Annotated in this window: 25 protein-coding genes and 1 pseudogene; 10 read left to right on the top strand and 16 right to left on the bottom strand. The window is 37.0% G+C overall.

Features of this window, described 5'->3' with window-relative positions; all coding sequences use genetic code 11:
- Positions 1-93: 93 nt before the first annotated feature.
- Positions 94-2814, bottom strand: coding sequence for an aconitate hydratase AcnA (gene acnA, locus LZP85_RS08295; protein ID WP_119544046.1), 2721 nt, complete (start codon positions 2812-2814; stop codon positions 94-96).
- A gap of 218 nt (positions 2815-3032) precedes the next feature.
- On the opposite strand from acnA, the gene sspO reads away from it, so the two are divergent.
- Positions 3033-3182: a small acid-soluble spore protein SspO gene (gene sspO, locus LZP85_RS08290; protein WP_025911139.1), complete on the top strand. Its 150-nt coding sequence runs from the start codon at positions 3033-3035 to the stop codon at positions 3180-3182.
- Between the two features lie 118 nt (positions 3183-3300).
- Here the strand turns inward: sspO and LZP85_RS08285 are convergent, their stop codons facing one another.
- A complete protein-coding gene (locus tag LZP85_RS08285; RefSeq protein ID WP_061784643.1) occupies positions 3301-3561 on the bottom strand; it encodes a hypothetical protein in 261 nt (86 codons plus the stop codon).
- 150 nt (positions 3562-3711) lie between these two features.
- On the opposite strand from LZP85_RS08285, the gene LZP85_RS08280 reads away from it, so the two are divergent.
- Positions 3712-3855 carry a small acid-soluble spore protein P gene (locus LZP85_RS08280; RefSeq protein ID WP_061784644.1) on the top strand — a complete coding sequence of 48 codons (144 nt, stop codon included), beginning with the start codon at positions 3712-3714 and terminating at the stop codon, positions 3853-3855.
- A 13-nt stretch (positions 3856-3868) separates the two neighbouring features.
- On the opposite strand, the gene LZP85_RS08275 is transcribed toward LZP85_RS08280, so the two are convergent.
- The gene (locus LZP85_RS08275; protein WP_156413425.1) at positions 3869-4015 is read right to left on the bottom strand and encodes a hypothetical protein; all 147 of its coding nucleotides are present in this window, start codon (positions 4013-4015) and stop codon (positions 3869-3871) included.
- Between the two features lie 94 nt (positions 4016-4109).
- Here LZP85_RS08275 and LZP85_RS08270 point away from each other — a divergent pair, with 94 nt between their 5' ends.
- The gene (locus tag LZP85_RS08270; protein ID WP_119544047.1) at positions 4110-4553 is read left to right on the top strand and encodes an Hsp20/alpha crystallin family protein; all 444 of its coding nucleotides are present in this window, start codon (positions 4110-4112) and stop codon (positions 4551-4553) included.
- A 138-nt stretch (positions 4554-4691) separates the two neighbouring features.
- The gene (gene ku / locus LZP85_RS08265; protein ID WP_119544048.1) at positions 4692-5507 is read left to right on the top strand and encodes a non-homologous end joining protein Ku; all 816 of its coding nucleotides are present in this window, start codon (positions 4692-4694) and stop codon (positions 5505-5507) included.
- A gap of 14 nt (positions 5508-5521) precedes the next feature.
- Here ku and LZP85_RS08260 read toward each other — a convergent pair whose 3' ends face one another.
- The gene (locus LZP85_RS08260) at positions 5522-5926 is read right to left on the bottom strand and encodes a hypothetical protein (protein WP_025911145.1); all 405 of its coding nucleotides are present in this window, start codon (positions 5924-5926) and stop codon (positions 5522-5524) included.
- A gap of 196 nt (positions 5927-6122) precedes the next feature.
- Between LZP85_RS08260 and LZP85_RS08255 the strand changes: the two genes are divergently transcribed.
- The gene (locus LZP85_RS08255) at positions 6123-6575 is read left to right on the top strand and encodes a YndM family protein (protein ID WP_076512982.1); all 453 of its coding nucleotides are present in this window, start codon (positions 6123-6125) and stop codon (positions 6573-6575) included.
- A gap of 235 nt (positions 6576-6810) precedes the next feature.
- Here the strand turns inward: LZP85_RS08255 and LZP85_RS08250 are convergent, their stop codons facing one another.
- The 4 genes and pseudogenes from LZP85_RS08250 to LZP85_RS08235 all read right to left on the bottom strand — a co-directional run bounded on the left by LZP85_RS08250 (position 6811) and on the right by LZP85_RS08235 (position 10602).
- Positions 6811-7209, bottom strand: a complete 399-nt coding sequence (locus LZP85_RS08250) for a DUF2750 domain-containing protein (protein ID WP_025911147.1) — start codon at positions 7207-7209, stop codon at positions 6811-6813.
- A 108-nt stretch (positions 7210-7317) separates the two neighbouring features.
- A complete protein-coding gene (locus LZP85_RS08245) occupies positions 7318-7917 on the bottom strand; it encodes a nuclease domain-containing protein (RefSeq protein ID WP_234562242.1) in 600 nt (199 codons plus the stop codon).
- 138 nt (positions 7918-8055) lie between these two features.
- Positions 8056-8621, bottom strand: a pseudogene (locus tag LZP85_RS08240) (DUF2357 domain-containing protein); the annotation flags it as partial.
- A gap of 349 nt (positions 8622-8970) precedes the next feature.
- Positions 8971-10602, bottom strand: coding sequence for an McrB family protein (locus LZP85_RS08235; protein ID WP_061784649.1), 1632 nt, complete (start codon positions 10600-10602; stop codon positions 8971-8973).
- A 283-nt stretch (positions 10603-10885) separates the two neighbouring features.
- Between LZP85_RS08235 and LZP85_RS20740 the strand changes: the two genes are divergently transcribed.
- The 3 genes from LZP85_RS20740 to LZP85_RS08225 all read left to right on the top strand — a co-directional run bounded on the left by LZP85_RS20740 (position 10886) and on the right by LZP85_RS08225 (position 13252).
- The gene (locus LZP85_RS20740; RefSeq protein ID WP_257788883.1) at positions 10886-11014 is read left to right on the top strand and encodes a hypothetical protein; all 129 of its coding nucleotides are present in this window, start codon (positions 10886-10888) and stop codon (positions 11012-11014) included.
- Between the two features lie 151 nt (positions 11015-11165).
- Complete coding sequence (locus tag LZP85_RS08230) at positions 11166-11924, top strand: TrmB family transcriptional regulator (RefSeq protein ID WP_119544050.1); 759 nt, start codon at positions 11166-11168, stop codon at positions 11922-11924.
- Positions 11925-12082: 158 nt separating this feature from the next.
- The gene (locus LZP85_RS08225) at positions 12083-13252 is read left to right on the top strand and encodes an MFS transporter (RefSeq protein ID WP_025911151.1); all 1170 of its coding nucleotides are present in this window, start codon (positions 12083-12085) and stop codon (positions 13250-13252) included.
- 28 nt (positions 13253-13280) lie between these two features.
- Here LZP85_RS08225 and LZP85_RS08220 read toward each other — a convergent pair whose 3' ends face one another.
- The 4 genes from LZP85_RS08220 to LZP85_RS08205 form a co-directional block, all read right to left on the bottom strand.
- The gene (locus tag LZP85_RS08220; protein WP_025911152.1) at positions 13281-14081 is read right to left on the bottom strand and encodes a YihY/virulence factor BrkB family protein; all 801 of its coding nucleotides are present in this window, start codon (positions 14079-14081) and stop codon (positions 13281-13283) included.
- Positions 14082-14420: 339 nt separating this feature from the next.
- Positions 14421-14720, bottom strand: a complete 300-nt coding sequence (locus LZP85_RS08215; RefSeq protein ID WP_025911153.1) for a TIGR04104 family putative zinc finger protein — start codon at positions 14718-14720, stop codon at positions 14421-14423.
- 138 nt (positions 14721-14858) lie between these two features.
- On the bottom strand, positions 14859-16004 hold the full coding sequence (locus LZP85_RS08210) for an MFS transporter (protein WP_025911154.1): 1146 nt from the start codon (positions 16002-16004) through the stop codon (positions 14859-14861).
- A 5-nt stretch (positions 16005-16009) separates the two neighbouring features.
- A complete protein-coding gene (locus LZP85_RS08205) occupies positions 16010-16417 on the bottom strand; it encodes a MerR family transcriptional regulator (RefSeq protein WP_234562145.1) in 408 nt (135 codons plus the stop codon).
- A 266-nt stretch (positions 16418-16683) separates the two neighbouring features.
- On the opposite strand from LZP85_RS08205, the gene LZP85_RS08200 reads away from it, so the two are divergent.
- Positions 16684-18324, top strand: coding sequence for a SulP family inorganic anion transporter (locus LZP85_RS08200; RefSeq protein ID WP_025911157.1), 1641 nt, complete (start codon positions 16684-16686; stop codon positions 18322-18324).
- Between the two features lie 332 nt (positions 18325-18656).
- On the opposite strand, the gene LZP85_RS08195 is transcribed toward LZP85_RS08200, so the two are convergent.
- The 3 genes from LZP85_RS08195 to LZP85_RS08185 are packed head-to-tail and all read right to left on the bottom strand — an operon-like array spanning position 18657 to position 21256.
- Positions 18657-19070, bottom strand: coding sequence for a GNAT family N-acetyltransferase (locus tag LZP85_RS08195; RefSeq protein WP_407681855.1), 414 nt, complete (start codon positions 19068-19070; stop codon positions 18657-18659).
- 18 nt (positions 19071-19088) lie between these two features.
- Complete coding sequence (locus LZP85_RS08190) at positions 19089-19775, bottom strand: response regulator transcription factor (RefSeq protein WP_035321211.1); 687 nt, start codon at positions 19773-19775, stop codon at positions 19089-19091.
- A 14-nt stretch (positions 19776-19789) separates the two neighbouring features.
- Complete coding sequence (locus LZP85_RS08185; protein WP_119544053.1) at positions 19790-21256, bottom strand: sensor histidine kinase; 1467 nt, start codon at positions 21254-21256, stop codon at positions 19790-19792.
- Between the two features lie 175 nt (positions 21257-21431).
- Between LZP85_RS08185 and LZP85_RS08180 the strand changes: the two genes are divergently transcribed.
- On the top strand, positions 21432-21941 hold the full coding sequence (locus tag LZP85_RS08180) for a GNAT family N-acetyltransferase (RefSeq protein ID WP_224840202.1): 510 nt from the start codon (positions 21432-21434) through the stop codon (positions 21939-21941).
- A gap of 12 nt (positions 21942-21953) precedes the next feature.
- On the opposite strand, the gene LZP85_RS08175 is transcribed toward LZP85_RS08180, so the two are convergent.
- Positions 21954-22469 (bottom strand): SMI1/KNR4 family protein, encoded by a 516-nt coding sequence (locus LZP85_RS08175; RefSeq protein WP_119544054.1) that lies wholly within the window; start codon positions 22467-22469, stop codon positions 21954-21956.
- Positions 22470-22658: the final 189 nt, after the last annotated feature.

Here is a 22658-nt window from a genome sequence, read left to right as displayed (position 1 = left end):
AAATGTGAATCTTTTATTATCATACCATATCTGAAAGCGTTTTATGAAAAACAAAAAGAAAAACGCACCTTAAAAAGGTGCGCTTCTGCTATCTTATGCGTGCGTTTTTGATTGAAGCTTATCGCGTAGTACCATCTGTAAGATACCACCATGACGGTAGTAATCAATTTCAACTTCGCTATCAAAACGAACTAATACGTCGAACTCTTTTTTGTTCCCAGCTTCATCCGTTGCAGTAACTTTTACAAAGTCACGTGGTTTTACTGTTTCATCAATTTGAACACTAATTGTTTCAGTTCCAGTTAAGCCTAATGTTTCAGCGCTTTCGCCTTCTTTAAACTGAAGTGGAAGAACACCCATTAACACAAGGTTTGAACGATGAATACGCTCAAAGCTTTCAGCGATAACCGTTTTAATACCAAGTAAGTTTGTTCCTTTAGCAGCCCAGTCACGAGAGCTTCCCATTCCGTAATCTTTACCTGCTAATACAACAAGACCTGTGTTTTCTTCTTTATACTTCATACAAGCATCGTAAATGCTCATCACTTTATTTTCAGGCCAGTACGTTGTCCAGCCACCTTCAGTACCTGGTGCAATTTGGTTTTTAATACGGATGTTTGCGAACGTACCGCGCATCATTACCTCGTGGTTACCACGACGAGATCCGTATGAGTTAAAGTCTCTTGGCTCAACGCCTTTATCTTGTAGATACAGGCCAGCTGGTGATGATTTTGCAATTGAACCTGCTGGTGAAATATGGTCTGTCGTTACAGAATCTCCAAACTTCGCTACAACACGCAGGTCATTTAATGCTTCTACCTCACCTGGCTCTTCAGATAACCCCTCAAAGAACGGCGGGTTTTGAATATATGTTGAGTCATTATCCCACGTGTAAAGCGCTTCTTCACTTGTTTCAATTTCGTTCCAACGCTCATTATCATCAAACACGCGATCATACTCTTTACGGAACAATTCTGGCGTTACAGTTGCTTTTACTACTTCTTTAATCTCGTCTTGAGAAGGCCAGATATCGCTAAAGAATACTTCTTTACCGTCTGCTCCTACACCAATCGGATCTTTCTGCAGGTCAATATCAACTGTACCAGCAAGAGAATACGCTACAACAAGTGGTGGAGATGCTAAATAGTTTCCTTTTACAAGCTGGTGAATACGACCTTCAAAGTTACGGTTACCTGACAACACTGACGTAACTAATAAATCGTTATCTGCAATTGCTTGCTCGATTTCGTCTTCTAATGGACCAGAGTTTCCGATACATGTTGTACAGCCGTATCCAACTACGTTGTAACCAATTTTTTCAAGGTAAGGAAGTAAGCCTGAGCTTTGTAAATAGCCCGTTACAACTTTTGAACCTGGTGCTAATGATGTTTTTACGTAAGCCGGAACATCTAATCCTTTTTCAACTGCTTTTTTAGCTACTAAACCAGCCGCTACTAATACGTATGGATTTGATGTATTTGTACAGCTTGTAATTGCAGCAATCGCAATTGCACCTGTTTTCATTGTTGTTTCTGTACCGTCAGCAAGCTTAAATGTTACTTCTTTTTCTACATCAGAAGTACTTAAGCCAAAGCTTTGATTACTTACAGGAGCTATTAGCGCTTTTTTAAATTCACTTTGCATGTCTGAAAGTGGAATTAAATCTTGAGGACGCTTTGGACCTGAAAGGTTTGATTCAATTTCGGCTAAGTTAATTTCTACTACATCTGTAAACGTTGGCTCTACTGCATCTGGAGTATAGAATAAGCCGTTTTCTTTTGTATATTGTTCGACAACCTGAATATCAGCTTCATCACGACCCGTAAGACGCATATAGTCTAACGCTTCGCTATCAACTGGGAAGAATCCACAGGTTGCTCCATATTCTGGTGCCATGTTAGCAATTGTTGCGCGATCTGCTAATGGAAGTTGAGCTACACCTGGTCCGAAGAATTCAACAAATTTTCCAACAACACCTTTTTGACGAAGTACTTGCGTTACTTTTAAAGCAAGGTCTGTTGCTGTTGTACCATTTGGTAATTCACCAGTTAGCTTCACTCCAATAACTTCTGGTACTGGGAAATATGAAGGTTGACCAAGCATTCCTGCTTCTGCTTCAATACCACCAACGCCCCAACCTAGAACGCCAATACCGTTAATCATTGTTGTATGAGAGTCAGTTCCGACCAATGTATCTGGAAACGCTAAGTACTCTCCGTTTTCTTCTACTGCATGGACTACGTTTGCTAAATATTCTAAATTTACTTGGTGTACGATTCCTGTTGCAGGAGGTACAGCACGATAGTTATCAAATGATTTTTGAGCCCAGTTTAAGAACTTATAGCGCTCTGTGTTACGTTGAAACTCAAGATCCATATTTACTCGTAAAGAATCTAATGTTCCCGCTTTATCTACTTGAACCGAGTGGTCAACTACGAGATCTACTGGAATTTCTGGATTAATTTTATCTGGGTCTCCACCTAAATCAGCCATTGCTTTACGTAAAGATGCTAAGTCAACAACTGCTGGTACACCTGTGAAGTCTTGAAGAATAACTCGTGATGGCTTAAACGGCACATCTACTTCTTGAATTTCATCAGTTCCCCATTTTGCTAAATTTTCTACGTGCTCTTTTGTGATTACACGTCCGTCTACTTGACGAAGAACGGATTCTAATAATACTTTAATTGAATACGGTAGTTTTGAAACTGCTCCTAAACCGGCTTCTTCTAATGCTTGTAAGCGGTAATAATTATATGTGCTACCGTTAACTGTGAATGACGAACGAGCGTTAAAAACGTCTTTTTTAGTCATTTCATTACCCCCTTAAATGCTATGTATAAAGGATTTTACTTACCCCATCCTCTATTCCCTTCACCATCTATCTTAATATAATGTTATACATAAGTAAATAAAAAGAATGTTATTAATTTGCATAAGTTTTCCTTATAACATAATCATTAATCACAAACATTTTCTAATAATTCATATTTCATCGACTTTTGTGCATATTAAAAATGGAGGTGAATAAAATGGCTAATCATAAATCAAAGCACGTCATTCCTGGAGCTAACGCTGCTAGCGCTCAGGGAAAAGGAGCAGGTTACAATGAAGAATTTTCAAATGAGCCGCTAACTGAACAACAAAAGCAAAATAATAAAAAACGCAAAAAAAATCAATGAGCTAGTTTAACATCGTGCTTTATCGTTCATAATGATTATTAGTGTTAGATAAGCACATACCTTAAACCTCATGATTTCTAGCATAAAAAGCCATGTTTTCACATGGCTTTTTGGCTGTTTATTCATTCACTTCGTTCATAATTCCCTGCAAGTCCTGCTGAAACTGTGTAAGCTGCTGACGCTGCGTTTCAGTAGCTGTTTCCAGCGCATTGTTAATTTGTTCATATGTTTCATTAATTTCTTCTTTAAGAAGCTTTAGCTCATGCCCATACGCCGCATCGTGTTTTACAATATTTGATTGTGCATACGCATCTAACGTTTGTTTATGGCCTTGTTGAGCTGCTTGAAAAGCCTGCTGACTATTTTTATGATATGGCATAATATCTCTCCTTTTTTACATTGTTCTGTTGTATTGTTTCATATCCCTCTGCTATTCATACCCCTCTTTTACAGGTTAAAAATGCCGAGCATAGATGCTTCTATAATGAGCGACATTAAGAAAGAAGCAACGAAAAGGAGGAGCTTTCATATGAACAAAAACGATAGTAAAGACATGCATAAAAACGCACCTAAAGGACATCAAACTGGGCAACCTGAACCGCTTAGTGGATCTCATAAAGTAAAGAATCGTCAACATACTCGTCAAAAGCATAATAGCGGTCACGATATGTAAAAAAAAAGAGCCCTTAGCGGCTCTTTTTTTGTTTATTAGCTTGCATCGCTTGAATTTCCTCTGGCAGCTCGTTATCTCTTTCTTCTGAAAGAGATAACGGCATAACTCCTGATAAAATTTCTGTTGTAACTTCATCATTTCTGCGTTCATTTCGAGTCACAGTATCTTTTCCTTTCTATACATCATTTCACAATCTTTGAAAGCTTGCATATGATGGTTATGGAAGAACGTGTATCATAACGGAGGAAACAAGTATGAACAACAAACATTCTAAAAACGATTGCTCAAAAAGTTTTCAAGAACTGCTAGAGTTAATTTTGGAAAATCCTTTTATGAGCTATTTAGATTATGATTCTGTTCGCGCAGATTTATTCGAAACGGAAGATACTTATATTGTGGAAATAGAGCTTGTTGGCTATCATCCTCATCATATCCATGTATCAGTTGAATTACAAACTCTTCTTCTTGTAGCAACAAAGCAAGTGAGCTATGAGCAATATGATGATAAACGGCATACGTCTCAAAAAGTTTTACGTGAGGAAAAAATTGAAAAAACAATTGATTTTCCTTTTTTGTTAACCAATAAAAAAATTATCGGAACCCTTCAGAATTCCATACTAGAAATTACCATTTACAAAAACTCCAACGTGACTTCTCCCACTGCTTATGTTCCTATCCAACCCTTCTTCAGCGAATAAACTCTATTCAAATGCTCTCTTAAATTGTTTATTTAGAACATAGATTAATTAAGGCTATTTACGTTTTAATAGTCTTAATTAATGATGTACATATCTTCTCTTCCTCGTTGCACACTATAGAAAAAACGAGGTGATCTTTTGCTTCATACAGCATGGAAAGGCCAGCTGTCTTTTGGACTGATTGAATTTCCAATTAAGCTTCACGGGGCAGTTGAAGACAAGGACATTAAATTACGAACACTGCACTCGGTTTGTTATAAACCCATCCATCATGTAAAGCGCTGTGAACATTGTGAACGTGATGTTGCATCAGATGAACTAATTAAGGGGTATGAAACAAGTGAAGGTCATTTTGTGACATTATCAGAACATGAGCTAGATGAGCTAAAAAAGCGATTTTCTCAAAGTAAGACCATTGACATTTTACATTTTGTCGAGCTAGAAGAAATTGATTCAATCTACTTTGATAAAAGTTATTATATTTCAGCCAATGAATTTGGTGGGCACGAATATAGCGTCTTATTGGAGGGGCTTGCACTAAGTGGAAAGGTTGGTATTGCAAAGGTCTTTCTATATTCCAAGCAGCAGCTTGCAATCATTCGTTCTTATGGAGACTGCCTTTTATTACAAACGCTGCACTTTCATGAAGAGCTTCGCCATGTACAAGACGTGCCTCATGTCGACGCCTTACCTTCTCTATCAACCAAAGATCGTGAAGCAGCTGTGGAAATCATTAATAAGTTGTCCGCTCCGTTTGAACCAAAAATGCATCATAACGACTATCGTGATATGCTACATGAACTAATTCAAAGCAAAGACGCTATGGCTTCTTTCAGTCAACAGCAGTCTGAACAAGACGTTACAAAGCTTATGCAAATGTTAAAACTAAGTATCGATCAATCCAACTTAAAGCCAAGAAAGCCTCGTAAAAAGGCGATTCAGAAAAAGGCATAAAAAAGCGAACAATGTTAATTGTTCGCTTTTTTCACTACAGATTCTTTAGGAATAATGGTTCCATAATCTACGGGAACTTTTATATACTGAGTAATTTGTTTGTTTTCTACAAATACAACTACATTTTCCTGACTATTTAATACGCTGTTTAATGTAGCATCCGACCATTTAAATCCAAGTTCTTTATTAACATCCTTTACTGACGCTTCTGGGCCAAAGACATATACTTCATCCCAGTTAAAATCAAAGAGTTCATTAAAATCAATCACTGCGTAGTCGCTTTTCGTTTCTTCTTTTGTTTTATTTATCTCATCTACTAATTGAGACTCTAGCTGTGCCTGATTGCGTTCACTATAGGCACGATCAATAAAAAATGTAGCTAATAATGCAGCTACTGTGAATAATAAAATCTTCTTCACAACCTGCTCCTCCTGTCAGATTCATCGTTGTCGTATATACATATGATGCGACTCTATCTTTTTACATTTTAGAAAATTCAACAAGAAATTACAACTAATATCTAAATTTGTCACAGAAATATTACATAAAGTTTGCTTTTGTATAAAAAGTAATTCTTCGTCCATACTAAGAAGAAAAGGCAGGTTTATAAAACACATGAAGCACATTTCCATTATCATCGTAAAATTCATTTCGTGTATGATTGCGTTCGCTATTGGACTGGACTTATTTTTCGATGCAACGTTTGTTGACATTTTATCGTTTAGCGCTTTTGTAACCGCTGCATCTTACATATTAGGTGATCGCATTATTCTTCCCGCTTTAGGTAATAAAGCAGCTACTGCTTTTGATTTTATTTTGGCCTATATGAGCGTATGGATATTCGGGACAATTCTATTAAATAACTATATGCAAATCGCATGGGGAAGCATTTTATCCGCAACGATTATTACCGGTGTTGAAGTGCTTGTACATCGCTACTCATTAGCGCACTTCTTTCAAAATCGAACGCGTACTGTAAAAAGAACAGAGTTTCGAAAAGGTTTTGCATATGGCACTGAATTTGCGGAAGAGCACGATTCAGATATTCATGATCCTCAAAAAAAATAACCGAAAAGCAGGCGCTTTTCGGTTATTTTTTTATTTTGACTAGTGACCAATACTGATTATTACGTATAATAAAAGTAAAGAAAGGTGGTGATTACCTATGAAAAACCGCGACAAACAGCGAAAGAAAAAGCGCAAGATCCTACAGGATTATCTCAAAAACAAGCTTAAAAATTTAAACCCAAAACAATCTAAGGGTCCTGTATCTAATTATAAAAACCGCTAAAACCTAAAAGGGTTAATGAATAATCTCTGTCTTACCAATTTCCCACTCTAAGTCGAATAATAGCTGATCAACACCGATAATAATAGTATCTAATCCATTCCAAAACACAGAGGATAACATGCCCTTTTTCTTCATACCTAACAAGAGTTCATTCATAAATGTCTCAAGAGAAATGTCAATGACTCTGCAGCCAGATGGTGCATGCTGTAAACAACACTGTGCATATTCTTTGCAAGGCCATACGGGTACTAATCGCTTATTGTCATCATTTCCGGTCATCTTTACCTGATTATGTTCATCAAGAACAATCCAAACTCGTTTGCATTTAATTACTTGCTCGATAAAATACGTGTAGCGATCATGAGCAGAAGCATTTACTAATTGCTGAAATATTGATTGTTCTACCATCATTGTTCCCCTCCATTTTCTATTTTTTTAAAGGAGTTCAATTGAACTTATTTTCAGTATATAGATTCGTTAAGAAAACGGTGCCACCTTACGTTTCTTTTAAAGAATATACTAGTTAAATTTGGTCAAAAGACCTAAAATAAAGTCTTGGACTATTTTTTCATTGGTTGGTAAAAAAGGAAGAGCTCCAATTCCTATTTTTTCAATACTTTTAAGAAAGTAGTCTACAGATGTTTTATCATTGCTTGGGAACAATACAATCGCCTTTTCAATGATGCGCTCATTTTTACTATTTAAAATGGCATCACGATATCGATGCATCGTATTCAGGTCTTCTTCTTTAGGAATAAGATCGTGACCTTTTCGGTGTACCCGATATTTGGCATCAAAAACATAGTTCACGTATTCTCCACTATTTTTTTCCAATGTCAATACTAAATCTGGTCTTTGGGTGGTCGTGTGCTTTGATCTGAATTCCTTTTGATAAAAAAGATAGATACGTTTTCCGCTCTTTGAAACGAATTCATAATGTGATGCTCCTGTATTCATGAACAGCTCATTTTGTGTTATTTTTATGCTGTTATGTGTTCTTAATGTGGCATACGCCTGAAGTAGATCGCGTATTCGTAAATAAACCCAATACTCATATAACCAAGCGGTATTTTTCAGAGATAGCGTATAAAACTCTCCATTCAATGTAATTCCTCGCATCAGCATCATATAGTACTTACACACTTCTTTATATAACGGAACTTGGCGAATACGACGATCTATCGAATAGATTGATTTAGTGCTTATCTGGTTCCAAAAAAAGTTGGAGCGAACTGTTTTTACAGCCTGCTGCATGCGATTAACCTCTTCTATCATGTTTCGTTTCACCATGGAACGATGATACTCTTCCTTTCGATTCATGACGTGTAAAAAAAGCTGCTCTAGCTTATTCTCAACAGTCGTTAACATCCATTTTACCGTTTGATTTTCAAACGTATCTACGGTATCGCTTCTACTTGTGCCAATGACTTTGTTCGGTATTACATACTTATTTCGTTTTAAGCGAACACCCCTTTTAGCAGGCACGAAATAATTAGGGTGTTTACGCAAGTATCCTATTGATAAGCTATCTGGCTTTTTGAGCTGGTCTCCTCTCATAAAATCTCTCTCTTTTAAAACAGTGCGTGTTGGCTGCTTTTCTATTTGCTTAATATATTTCATAAGTGGTAAAACTCGAGCCAATTCCCGTCTTTTACTGTTAAATTCAAAGATCCTTTTAAATACGTATTACCTACCAGTTTGTAGGCCATCCCATACGTTGATTGATTAATGGATTCAACTATGGAAAGGTAATCGCTTTTATAGTCCATTTTGGTAGGAAAGATTTCAAGCGTAAAAGCTATTATTTTCTCTGTTCCGCTCATAACATGAAAAGTTGTATAGCCAATTTCATTTTGTAGAAGAATTGTACTGAACAAAATTGACTGTCCGTCTCCATACACACTCCGACTTTTTTGCTTGATGCCTGTCATTTCATTTACTAAAAACAGCTCTTTTTGTCCCTTTGACACCACCATTACTTCATACTGTTCATTTTCAAAAAATAAGGGCTGGAGAGGTGAATTTTGTACATGCTCTCTCTCCTTAGGATGATACACTTCGACCTTTTCAATATCTTGCCCTGTACAAGAAAAAAACATCGACTCGCTTACTTCCTCATTAAGTGTTTCAGCTTTTCCGCTAATGGTGACGGTACAGTTTCTCATGGCAATTTTAACGAACGGTATTTGTCCAGAATGATGTATATCCAAATGCCTCATACCTTCTAATCATCTCCATTACTTTTTTCGCACTGCGAGGAAAACGCATTCGTTCCGCTTCAATAACAGCTGTTTCAATATTTTGATCAACAAATGTATTCGTACAGTAATAGTATAGTTCCTTTAATACGTCAAACGTGTATACGTCACCTCCACTAATGCGTGGAGCTATTTTTTGCAACAGCTGAAAGTCAAATGCCTGATCAAACGTAAACACGCCGCTTTTAATAGCATAAATCATATAAAAACAGATTTCGTCTCTCATTCGATAACCAACTTGACAATCGATAGGCCTTAATAATTCATTTAGAGACATTAACTCATTTGTAACCTCATTAATTAGCTCCCCATGCTCAACGTATGCATCTTTTAAATGAATATACAAGCTTTGAATCTGTGTTGTTTCGATTCCTGCTGTAACTAAAGAATCCTGTGTAAGACTTTCAAAAGAATCGAGGTGAATTGTATTAAGCTCGACGGTATTCGTCCGATCTAACACTTTTTGGCTGAATGAGTGCGTCGTTTCGTCCATATTAACCGTTCCTACAATTAATAAGTTAGGAGGGATGTACACGTCACGAAACATCCTGTGACCTGGCAACAGAGGCGCGGTTTTAATTTTACGCTCTTGCCACTTCCGGCTTTCTATTACGCTTAACACGTCGCTTAAATAATGTTCAACACGGGCTAAGTTCATCTCGTCCAATATTGCCACGTATGTATAAGTGGGATGTTGAATGGCTTGTTGCACAATTCCTAAGAAGGCTCCTTTTCGAAAATCGCCTCTAAGGTCGATGTAGCCAAGCAAATCCGATCCGTCATGCCAGTCTGGTCTGACGGGAATTAAGGCCAACCTTCCATTTTCAAACGTTGCGCCTAGACTTTCTGCTAACAGCTGTGCCAGTTTCGTTTTCCCAGTTCCGCTCATGCCTGATAAAATGATAAAGGGCTTTGTTTTTAACGACAAATAAATGTTTGTTAAGTCTTCATCTTCATACGTAAAGCCTTGTGATTTGATATATTCTTTCATATGAGTTATTACATCTTTGTCCGATAAAAGCTCTTTACTCATTCCATGCGCTTTTAAAAACTGACGATGGATTTCAATAAATAATGTGAGATCTTCATAAAGCTGACGATCACTTGCAAAGTCTTCAATGTGATAAGGCACGTATAACGCTACGTTATCTTCAAAACTCTTTGCATCACTACTTGTGCCAATCATTAATAAATGATCTTTTTTTATTCGCTCATGCTCGGGAGTAAAAAAGCGAATGTCAGCAATAGTAGGTGCATCTTCTTCTTCTCTTTTTAACACAAGGTATAGTCTCTGTCCGTCTTCACTCAGCGCATACGATATCGCAAGGCCCGTTACGCTCTTTTTGTCCACAATGTTGATATAGGGGAAAAGCGCTGTTTGCATTCCGGTTATTTTGAATTCTTCGCGGTTAACTTCAGAAAGCTTATAAAGTGAAAGTGGAATTCGTCTCGTTAGCATATTGTCGACTTCGTGAGAAAGCAAAGCATCGCTTTCTTTTGCAGAAAAATTTTCAGCAACGTATAGCAATCGTTCTCGTAAACTCATCGACTCATTCCTCCTTTTCTATACGTAAAAGCATCGCCAAAAGACCATGCTTGTTTTCTCCAGTATTTTCTTATCTTTATTATATAGTATGCGCTTTAATTAGAGAAATGTTATGAAAGCCTGTTTCCTTACAGTCTTGTAAGAAAACTGTAAGCTCGTGTAGTAGGGTGTGATTATTACCTTATTTTATAATTGAGAAACAAAAGCAATCTTCCATCCAAAGTAAACACACTCACTAATTAAATTTTAAATAGAAAACAAAGGATTAAAGGAGAGATTTAAATTGAAGTATTTTTTCCAAGCAGGCGCATGCGTCATTTTACTAGTAGGTGGTATTGTTATTTTCACTTATGCCGGCATTCAATTTTTATACGGAAAAGTAAGAGAATCAACAGCCAGAAATCACGGATAAAACCATGCTATAACAAGGAGTTTATCATGCCTCTATTTATTACTATGAATAGATAATAATCGCACTATTCTCGTTGACAACATGGTTTTGTAAACTAGATTTGTTATAATAAAATACATATAACTTATTACAAGAGACTCTTGGAGGTTTTATGTTACAAAAGTTCGGTTATTCTCAATATGAAAGTCAAGTATATGAAGCGCTTGTATCGAGCGAAGAGTCGTTGGACGCAACGGCTATCGTGCGTGCATCTCAGGTACCAAAAGCAAAAATCTATGAAGTATTAGATAAACTCATTGAAAAAGGTGTCGTGTTAAACACTCTTTCCGGTAAAAAAAAGTTTTACTCTGCGGTATCACTTGATGTCATTATTAAAAAGTTAAGCTTAGAATTTGAAGAAGATATTCGCGATTTACAGTCTTATAAGATTAAGAAAGTTAGTCAAGATGATCACGTGTGGACACTAAAAGATGAAGCAACTATCATAGCTACAATCGATGAACTTATTCAAGATGCGTCGCATTCCATTTTGCTATCGGCTTGGAATACAACGCTTGAGCACTACCGCCCCTTGTTAGAAGAGAAAGAAAGAGCAGGAATTTCAGTTGAAATCTTAACAATTGGAGATTTGCGCACGACGTTGGAAAATACGAGCACGCTTCACCCCATGGAACACCATGAGAAGCTAGAACCATCTCAGCTCGTCATCGTGGATGAACAGTCCTTGCTGTTTGCAGGAATTGAAAACGAGACGTGGAAAGCCATTAAGACAAACTCTCAGCCCCTTGTTAAAGTATTTACCGACTTTTTTTATCATGATGTCGCTCTTACATATATCACAAAAAAATACCAAGAGCAGCTGCTGGAAGATGAAACGATTATGCGACTTCTTACTCGTCTTCGCTATTAGTAATCTCCCCAGCTTTCTCACGCTACTTTCTTACTCCATATAGACGTTAATTAAAAAAAGATTGCTTTTACGCAATCTTTTTTTAATTTTGCACTTGAAAGGAGCTGCAATAAAGGTTACTATTACAGTTGTAACTTTTATTAAAAGGAGTTTTATTTATGAATCATAAAGTGTACATACTTGCGATTGCTTCCTTCGTTGTAGGAACTGTTGAGCTTATTTTAGGAGGCATTCTCGACCTCATCGCAAGTTCATTTCAAGTATCAATTGCAAAGGCTGGATATCTAATCTCCATTTTCTCTCTTGTCTATGCAATTTCAGCACCTGTATTGTTAAACATTACGGCAAAATTCGAACGTAAAAAAGTTTATTTATGGGCTTTATTTATCTTTTTACTAAGTAATATCGTAGCGTTAGCTAGTACGGGTTACTCCATGCTGATGGTTTCTCGCATATTAGCTGCTATGAGCGGATCGTTCATTATTGTGTTATCTACAACAATGGCATCGCGCCTTGTGAAACCTGAATATCAAGGCAGAGCACTAGGAATTGTATTTATGGGTATTAGCGCTTCGTTAGTACTTGGGATTCCGATTGGCATTTTTATTGGAAACGCGTTTGGTTGGCGTGAAGTCTTTATTTTAATTGCACTTTTAACAGCGATTATTATGGTTATCGTTGCAATTAGCATGGAGCGCTTAGAACCTGCTCCAGTAGTACCGATTAAACAACAGCTTAATGCACTTCGAAATACAAAAATGCTGTCTATTCATATCGCAACCTTTTTTGTATTAGCTGGTCACTTAACGCTGTATGCTTATTTCACACCGTTTTTACAAGAAACATTTGGATTATCAAGCGGAATGGTGACGCTTGTATACGGCATTTTCGGATTAGCAGCCGTAGCAGGTGGAGGTTTTGGTGGCGTTCTTTCTGATAAACTTGGAGCACCTACTGCCGTCATTGGAATTATCGGTGCCTTTTTTCTAAGCATGGTCGCTCTTCCTTTTGCCGTTAAGCTGCCTTTTATTTTATTCTTAATTGTGATGACGGTTTGGAGCGCTCTAAGCTGGGCCGTTTCACCAGCTCAGAACAACTTAATTATTCAAAGCGCCAAAGACAATCCCGATGTATTGATTAGTACAAATGTTGCCATTTCTCACTTGGGAATTGCTGCAGGATCTTACGTGGGTGGAATTATTATTAACGGCTATTCATCTCTCTTTAACGGTTGGGTTGGTTCTATTTTAGTTTTACTAGGTCTACTAGCAACCGTAATTGCTGTAACGCGCCCAAGCATTTCCACTAACTCTATTCAAAGTAAATAAGAAAACCCGCTGCTTGTAGCAGCGGGTTTTATCGTTGATAACGATGACCGTTTATTAGCCCTCCAATTAATAAAATAGCAGCGGTTAAATAAAACCAAATCATTAAGATGATAATACTCCCCAACTGACCATATATTTCAGAATAACTACCAAACTTCACGTAATACGAAAACCCAGTTGAAGCCACTTGCCAGCCTAGCGTTGCAAAGATAGCCCCTGGCAATACTTCTTTCCATGCAATTTTGGCACTCGGCACCATTTTATAGAAAAAGATAAAGAATAAAAGCAGAAAACTCGTACCGATTCCCCAACGAATAATGGTCCAGCTTGTATACCAAAAATCCGGAATTTTAACTTTTGTTACGATAAAGTGTCGTGAAATTTCCTCTATAATTGGAACGAAAAGCGACAGTGACACGATAATCATAAAGCCAAGCGTCAAAATCAAATCATTTATTAATGCATGAAGAAAAGTTTGCTTTCGCTCAATTTGATGCGCATCATTTAACGAGCGTACAAGAGACTGAATCGCCATTGAAGCAAGCCAAAACGTAGCAATTAAGCTAAAGGACAATAATTTCTTTCCGCTTTGGTTTAAAACAGACGTAACCGACCTTTCAATAATATCGTATGCACTTTCCGGCACAAACGGCTGAATAAGCACCAATAAATTATTGGTATCAATCGGAAAGAAGCTTAGCAATGAAAATAAAAAAATGATAAATGGAATAAAGGACAATAAAAAATAGTATGCTGTTTGCGCTGCTTGGTCAAAAAAACGCTCTGAAAAAAAACGTTGCAAGACCGTTTTTGATGTTTGAACTACCATTTGTATACACCTTCTTTTTGTACATGCACTTTGCTTTAGTATAATAAACTAAAATATGTTTCATTACTTATTTCTTCGTAAAGCATCTCACCCCTTTGCTTAACCAAACGAGTAAATCAGCATATAAGATCATCTGAGACTTGAAAAATGAGCTGAAATTCCTAAAATAAATATCTAGGTGTTTCGTCGTTAGCCATGAAAAATATAAATTTATTTTCCCTTTTTTATCTGTTGTAAACATTTTGGTACTAAATAAGTCTTTATTATTAGACTTTGTTACGATGATGGCTTTTATTAGTAGCTTACACGCATAAAAAAAAGCTCATGTAGACATGAGCTTTACCATAGTGGCTCTTCTTCATCACTTAACTCGTATGAAAAAGGCATCATCATAATTGAAACAACAAATCCGAGGACGGTAACCGTCATTACATTTTGAAGAGGAAAATTAAGTACGGATAAGATAAGCCAGAGAATCAGAGGTGTAAATAAGTAGATTGACAATCTTTTTTGAGATTTTGCGGACATATATTGCTCTTCTCCACAATGTGGACACTTCATCACGTTTCGAAGCGTTAATAATTTTTTAACAGATGTTTTCCAATTCCATTTATGGTCACAGTTCTTACAGGTGGCCATTCGCATCACACTCCTATAATATAGAACACAAATTTACGTTCTTGTCTCCATTATACACTATTTTTTGATTTCCTCAAAATTAGTCAAAAAAAGAGAAAGGCTACGTGCCTTTCTCTTGGTACTTTTATCCTACTATCTCTAAACTTTTTTTACTTTCACTTTCATGATAACAAACGCTACAACTGCTATGATAGCAGCAACTAAGAAAGGTGCTTGAGGCGCTATTGCATGACCGATTACACCTGATAATAACGGTGCAAATGCAGCTCCTAACCAGCGAAGGAAATTATATCCACCTGAAGTAATCCCTCTTTCATACGGTGATACTTCCATAACGTAGCTTGTAAATAGTGCATTGTTTAGTCCTGATACTAAGCCTGATGCCATAACGAGAATAATACGTAGCGCCGTATTATCTGTTACAAATAGTAAAGCTAAGATAACAACAAAGATAATCAAGCTAATATGAAGCACTTGTTTCGGCGGATACTTCATTTCTAATTTATGAGCTAAAATAGCAGATCCGTAAGCTAAGCATAACCCCCAACCAAAGAAGACAAAACCAATTTGCAAGGCACTAATCGGTAAAATAAGAGGTGTATAGGCTAACACCGTAAAAAAGCCATAATAATAAAGCATTCCGGAAAGCGCACCTTGAGTAAACGGCTTACACTTATAGAGCTGAATAATATCTTTAAAGCCTGCTGCCTTTCTTAGCCTACTAGAACCAGGTTGTTTAACGATTGTTAAAACGAGAATAAATGCAATAAAAATCAAAATACTAGTTCCGATAAACGGTAGTCTCCATGAAGAGCTACCAAGTACACCACCAACAAGTGGTCCACCTGCCATTCCTAATCCGATAGCTGCTTCGTACATTCCAACCGCTTGTTTCACTTCACCTGATAGTGCAATTAACAGCGTCATAGCAGTTGCGAAGAAAAATGAATTACCTAACCCCCAGCCGGCACGGAAAATGGATAGCTGTGGAATATTATTAGACAAGCCACAAAGCGCAGCGAAAATTGTTACGATAATAAGTCCTGTAACCATCAAGCGTTTATCTCCAAATCTGGAAGCTAAAATCCCAGCTGGAATCATCATGATAGCCATCATTAATAAGTATGACGTAAATAGCATTTCAACTTGCCAGTGAGAAGCTCCTATTTGAGCCGCAATCTCTGGTAAAATTGGATCTACAACTCCTATTCCCATAAATGCTAAAAACGTAGCAAAAACCGTGATGACTTGACCAACACGGCTTTTAGAATGTTGTTGTTCCACACGCGTCACTCCTCTTGTTCCTTTCGCTTCCGAATGTCTGTAGCTCGTTGATGCATGGCCTCTAATTCCTCTTTAAATGTCATCATCTTATCGACTTTGTACATAATCATTTCCATTTGAGTATGAATCATATTTTCAATTTCCAATACATCTTGAGCTGAGACATTCTGATCTCTTTTTGCTTGTTCAATCGTTCTTTTTAACGACATAAACTCTTGAAGTTCTTGCAGGGAAAAGCCAAGTACTTCTTTTGCTTCTGCTACTTTTTTCAACTCACTTACTTCATCTTCCGTGTAGAGTCGAACATTTCCCTTTGTACGTGAAGGAGGCAAAATTAGCCCTATTTCTTCATAGTAGCGAACTGCTCGTTTTGTTAAACCTGTCATTTTTGTTACTTCATCAATTTTGTACATGTACAGTAAACCTCCAGGTATATAACATTAACGTTAACGTAAACTTTACTTTTATAATAATACCTAACGTTAACGTTAATGTCAACGTATTGATTTTGATTCACTTATAATTTCAAGCATATTTTCACTCTATATTTTAGATAAGTTTTGCCGTCTTTTAAGAAATTTTTAAGAATTCCTTTCACTTTTCTTTACGATTGCTCCTTAGACTAAGTGTATCACCTTAGAACAGACCGTCTATTGATTATACAAAGGAGGATACTCAAATGAAAAAGGCGACTAGGTTTCAAGATTATAACGGAGAACGCTTTCAAAAAGATTTGATTGCTGGACTCGTGGTAGGTATTGTAGCAATTCCTTTAGCCATGGCATTTGCCATTGCTTCTGGCGTTCGACCGGAATATGGTATTTATACAACGATTATTGCCGGGATTTTGGTCTCCTTATTCGGAGGATCCAGATTCCAAATCGCAGGTCCGACAGGTGCGTTTGTTCCTATTTTATTAGGAGTTGTCATGCAATATGGTTATGAGAATTTAATTATAGCTGGCTTTATGGCAGGAATTATCTTAGTTACCGTTGGACTTCTTAGGCTTGGAAAGTTTATCAAGTTCATTCCAAAACCAGTGACAATTGGTTTTACTGCCGGCATTGCAATTATTATCTTCTCAGGACAAATTGCAAACTTTTTAGGATTACACAATATAGAAAAACACGAAGCTTTTCACCTTAACATGTGGGAAATTATCACAAACCTATCTGCTGTCAATATTTATAGCATACTAATAGCTATTATTTGTTTAGTAATTGTCCTTATTGCACCGAAATTTATTCCAAAGGTTCCTGGTGCGTTGTTAGGCATTCTATTTTCCACTTTGATTGCCGTTCTTTTTTTTCAAGACAAGGTTGCCACCATTGGATCAACCTATGGTCCAATCCCAAATGAACTCCCTACTTTTCAGTGGCCTGAATTAACAATTGATACCATTGTTATGCTATTACCAGCAGCACTTGTAATCGCTATGCTCGGTGGAATTGAATCGCTTCTATCAGCTATGGTAGCTGACAGTATGACAAAGACAAAACACAACAGCAACAAAGAGCTTGTGGGACAAGGAATTGCCAACATGACCACTTCCTTATTTGGAGGTATTCCTGCAACAGGAGCAATCGCTCGAACAGCAACAAATATTCGTAACGGAGGAACTTCGCCTATTTCAGGAGTTGTACACGGCCTTGTTGTACTCATCGTTTTGTTGGTATTAGCACCTTATGCATCTCATATTCCACTAGCAAGCATGGCACCTGTATTAATGGTCGTTGCTTTTAATATGAGCGAACGAAAAGAATTTGCTCATATTTTCAAAACAAAAACTGCAGACTCTGCAGTTTTAGCAATTACGTTCTTACTAACCGTATTCTTCGATTTAACAACAGGTGTTGGGGTAGGATTGCTCTTTGCCATTATTATGTTTGTTAAGCGTATGAGCCAATCGCTTCACGTTTCAAAAACAAACCATGATGATGAAAAATCCCAGCTTCAAATGTACACGCTAGAAGGCTCGCTCTTTTTCGGCTCGGCTGAACGATTAGAAGAAGCAACGGATAGTATCATTCAATCGAATGCAGACGTTGTTATTTTAAAAATGGAGCAGGTTTCATTTATTGACACCTCAGGCGAAAATCTACTATCAAACGTTCATCAAAGGCTTAATGAAGATAACCGAGCATTATTAATTACAGGGCTAGATGCTCAGCCAAAAGAGATGTTTCTAAAAACTGGACTGTATGATCGAATTGGACGGCAACACTTTTTCTCTCAGGCAGGTAAAGCACTTGATTATGCACAATCTTTTGTTCATACAAAACGTAAGCGAAAAGCTAATCAACCCGCATTTTCTTCTTAAATACAAAAGAGACTGAGACATAAGTAGTTCAGCCTCTACTATACCTGAACGATTGAGAGTTCATCACTTTTAATCGTTCAGCTTTTTTGGTTGATTGTGAAAACAATGTTGGAAACAGGGTGGAATGGAGCGTAGGACACTCGACTCCTGCGGGAAAGAGAGGGAAAACTGAGATCCCGCAGCACAGCGAGGAAGCTCAGGTTCCTCCCCGCGGAAAGCGAGTGGCCGTAGCGCAATGGAACGAACGTGTTGAGACAAATCAAAGAGATGGGAACAGCTAGTGTTCGTCTTTTAGAAGCAATCATTTTGTTATGTCCCAAACTCATTTTTACTTATTGATATTCCATTAACCAATAGCGTTCAGATACAGGGCCTTCTTCAACCACTTGCACCCACCCCTTCTTCTTATAATACAGCAGCGCTTTGTCATTTTTTGATACGCACTTCAGACGCAGTGGCGTATTCATTTTTTGAATGGATGCATCTACTAACGCTGTTCCAACACCTTTTCTTGAATAATCGGGATGCACAAATAAGCAGTGAATAAAATTATCAGGAAGATACAAAGATACAAACCCCACAACTTTATCATCAAGCTCAGCAACTAGTAGATGTTCACCTACCATATCCCTATCAAAATCCTCAAGCTGAAAGGCTTCAGCTTTCATCCAATGAAAGTGGTGACTGCGAGATTCCAAATAAATAAATCGCAGTTCCGGATAATCTAATGTAGTAGCTGTTCTCACTCGCAATTTCCTTCCCCCTTAAATATTAAAACGATATCCCGCTCCCCAAATTGTCTCTAAGTACTGAGGCTGAGCAGGGTTTTGTTCAATTTTCTCACGCACTTTTCGTACATGCACCGTAACAGTTGAAATATCTCCAGTCGAATCAAACCCCCATAAGTTTTCAAACAGTTGTTCTTTGCTAAGTACTTGGTTTGGATGAGTAATAAGAAATAATAATAAATCGAACTCTTTTGTGGTAAATGTTACTTCCTGATTATAAACGAAGACGCGACGAGCTAGCTTATCCAATTCAATATGATGAACTTTAATTAGTTTTTTTGTGTGATTGCGCTCGCTCAAGCGCTCATAGCGAGATAAATGCGCTTTTACTCTTGCTACAAGCTCTCCAGGGCTAAATGGCTTTGTGATATAATCATCCGCACCCAGCCCAAGACCTCTAATCTTATCGATTTCTTCTTTTTTAGCTGATACAAGTAGAATAGGTATATCTTTTACCGCTCGAACTCGTTTGCACACTTCAAATCCGTTTAGCTTTGGGAGCATAATATCTAAAATGATTAGGTCAAACTCTTCGTTTAAAGCTCTTTCTAAACCTTCTTCTCCGCTATGCTGCACATGTGCTTCAAACTGGTTAATTTCTAAATAATCACGCTGTAACTCTGCAATACTTGGCTCATCCTCAATTAGTAATATACGCTTCACTCTTGCTATCACCTCTATTTAGTTATTTTTCGCAAAGAAAAATAGATGCTTGTTTCTTTATGTAATGTACTTGTTGCCCAAATTGATCCACCGTGCGAGTCAATGATTTGTTTGGCAATTGCTAGCCCTAGACCACTTCCACCCGTCTGCGTATTTCTCGATTCTTCAGCTCGATAAAACTTGTTAAATATGTAAGGAAGCGCTCTCGGCTCGATACCGCACCCATTGTCTACTATTCTTACAATTACTTCACTTTCATTTTCACTGAGCACCAGTTCAATACGCTTATCCTCTTTATCCATAAATTTGATGCTATTTGTAATTAAGTTCATTATTACTCGCCGCAGCTTATCTGTATCTGCTTTTACATAAGCTCTTTTAGAAAGCGTTGTATAAAAGCGTAATAGCACTCCTTTTTCTTCTAACTCAAATTGCAGCTCCTGGTTGAGGTTCTCCATAAAATCATTAATATTCACGGTTTCAAAATGAAATGGTACTTCATGCAAATCTAGTTTAGAAAATAAAAAGAGCTCGTCAATTAAGCTATTCATATCCTTTGCTTTTGTAGAAATTGTTGATAAGTATTTTTCAAGCTTTTCAGGTGTGTTGGCTACGCCATCTTGTATCCCTTCAACATAACCAATGATTGAGGTAATCGGCGTCTTTAGGTCATGTGAGATGCTTGACAGCAGCTGCTTACGATTTTCTTCATAATGAACCTGAAGGTCAATAGATGATTGCAGCTTTTTTCTCATTTCTTCAAAAGAATTGGTTAACTCGTTTATTTCATCTTTGGAATTGTGCTTATACGGTATTGAGAAATGAACGTCTCCTTGACGAATGCGTTCAGCTGCTCGCTTTAATCTATAAATTGGCTTAATAACGCTTCTGGACACAACATAGTTAACAAAACCAATGATCACCACAAATAAAAGCAAGAGAAAAATAAATAAAAACGGAAAAACTTTATGAACAATTCCAACGTAAGGGCTAATGCTTCGTAAAACAAAAACAGTTCCTTCATCCCGATTTGGAAAGAAAAAATCTAATTTGATGTATGAATAAAACTTATTTTTAATTCGAATAATGTCTTGTTCATATGTAGCTGATTTTGTACTTTTTTCATTAAAATGCGGCAGCTCTTTGTCCACTGTTCGCTGATCTATAGAGAACGATGAGTACGTCACTTCTTCATTCTTTCTGACAATTACATCAATGCCTTCTTGCTCATAACTTTTAATTATTTGCTGATTTAAAAGTTGATTTGGGTCCTCTTGACTCAGCAGCTTTACATTTAAAAATGTCGTTTCTTCTTCCGGTGTTAAGAGCTTATATACATATGCATTGGAGTATGTTTTTTGCAGAAAGTTAGCATCCCCTGTAATTGAAAAAAACACTAAGAAGCCAAAAAGCAAAAGCAGAAGCACAAAAACTAAAACCATGCTAAGATAGGTTAATAAAAAGCGAAGTTTTAATGACATGTCCACATCCTTTCTTCTTGCCGAAAAAGAAATTATTATTAAACTATTTTGATAATTAAACCATATCACAAAAAAAATTAAGAATCTCTTAATATGGTCCTACATTACAATTATTTACATTTCATTCATGTTATTCATTCATTTTTGTATACGGAGGGTTCACACATTGCAGTTCATGAAAGCAAATTTTAGCCATATAAGCAGTATTTCAACATTATATATTGATAGTTGGAAAACCACTTATCGCGATCTAGTTCCAGACTCTTATTTAGAAAAGCTCTCCTATCAAGAAAGCGAAGAAAAGTGGAGCAATTTTTTACAGAAGGACGGGGCTTCTATTGTAGCAGCCTTCAGCGATCAGCAAACTATCGTTGCTTTTGGTGCGTATGAACAATACAGCCACTCATCACATAAAGGTGAATTGGTTGCATTATACATTTCAGAAGGCACACAAGGCCAAGGACTTGGAACCTTGTTAATGGACTTTATTAAAAGGGACCTTTATTCCTTAGGCGTCCAGTCAATCGATATTTGGGCCTTAGGAAAGAATAAGCGTGCAGTCAACTTTTACAAACGTCAAGGAGCACGGTTCGTAAAAAACCAGCCCCACGAATTTGACGGGGTATTTTTAGACGACGTTTTATACACCTATGATCTTACAAACAACAAGACGTGCCGCTCATAGCAGCACGTCTTGTTATTGAAATCGTTTAATTCGTACAAGAACTGGCTGAACGGACCACGTCCAAAATAAATTACCTTGGCTCATTATTAGTCGATCAAACCACTGTTCAAAAGTCATATGTAAGTTCACCGCTTGCTCAACCGGCTCATATTTGCTTTTAATTATGACTGAGTGCTCGCTTGCTTCTTCTCTTCGGAGTAAAATCTCATTCTGATTGACAGCTCCAATAGTTATATAGTCTTCACTACATTGACTCTCCATATCTTCCAAACGGTATAAGACAACGCTGTTTTCTACTAGATTTGACTCAAATAAGCGACAGCCGTTCGTTTCCCTTAAAAATTCTCGGTAGTCTTTTGGCATAACGCACCTATGCTTTTGTTCAAATTGATGAATTATTTCTTCTACTAAACCCTCGTAAAATGTGCACGTGGTGAAATTAACTTCTCCATTCCCTTTATACACTTCAATTACATCGTTATTTTCCCATAGCCTTTGTTTTAGTGCGTTTATTGTTTTTTTGACCATAAGATCCTCCTATTTTTGGATTGAACAAAAAAACATACATACACTAATTACACAAATGGGTTCTTAATTCCTTCTTTCACTTATAAATACAGCTACCATTAAATACTTTCTCCCTTATTTTAAAAGTAAAAATTTATTCAGAATTCAACACATCAAAACTTTTTCTTTTATGAAAATATAGCTACAATA

Source organism: Priestia flexa (assembly GCF_021441905.1).
Classification (GTDB): domain Bacteria; phylum Bacillota; class Bacilli; order Bacillales; family Bacillaceae_H; genus Priestia; species Priestia flexa.
Note: the sequence above shows the minus strand (reverse complement) of the source record. Positions and strands in the feature narration are given on the sequence as shown.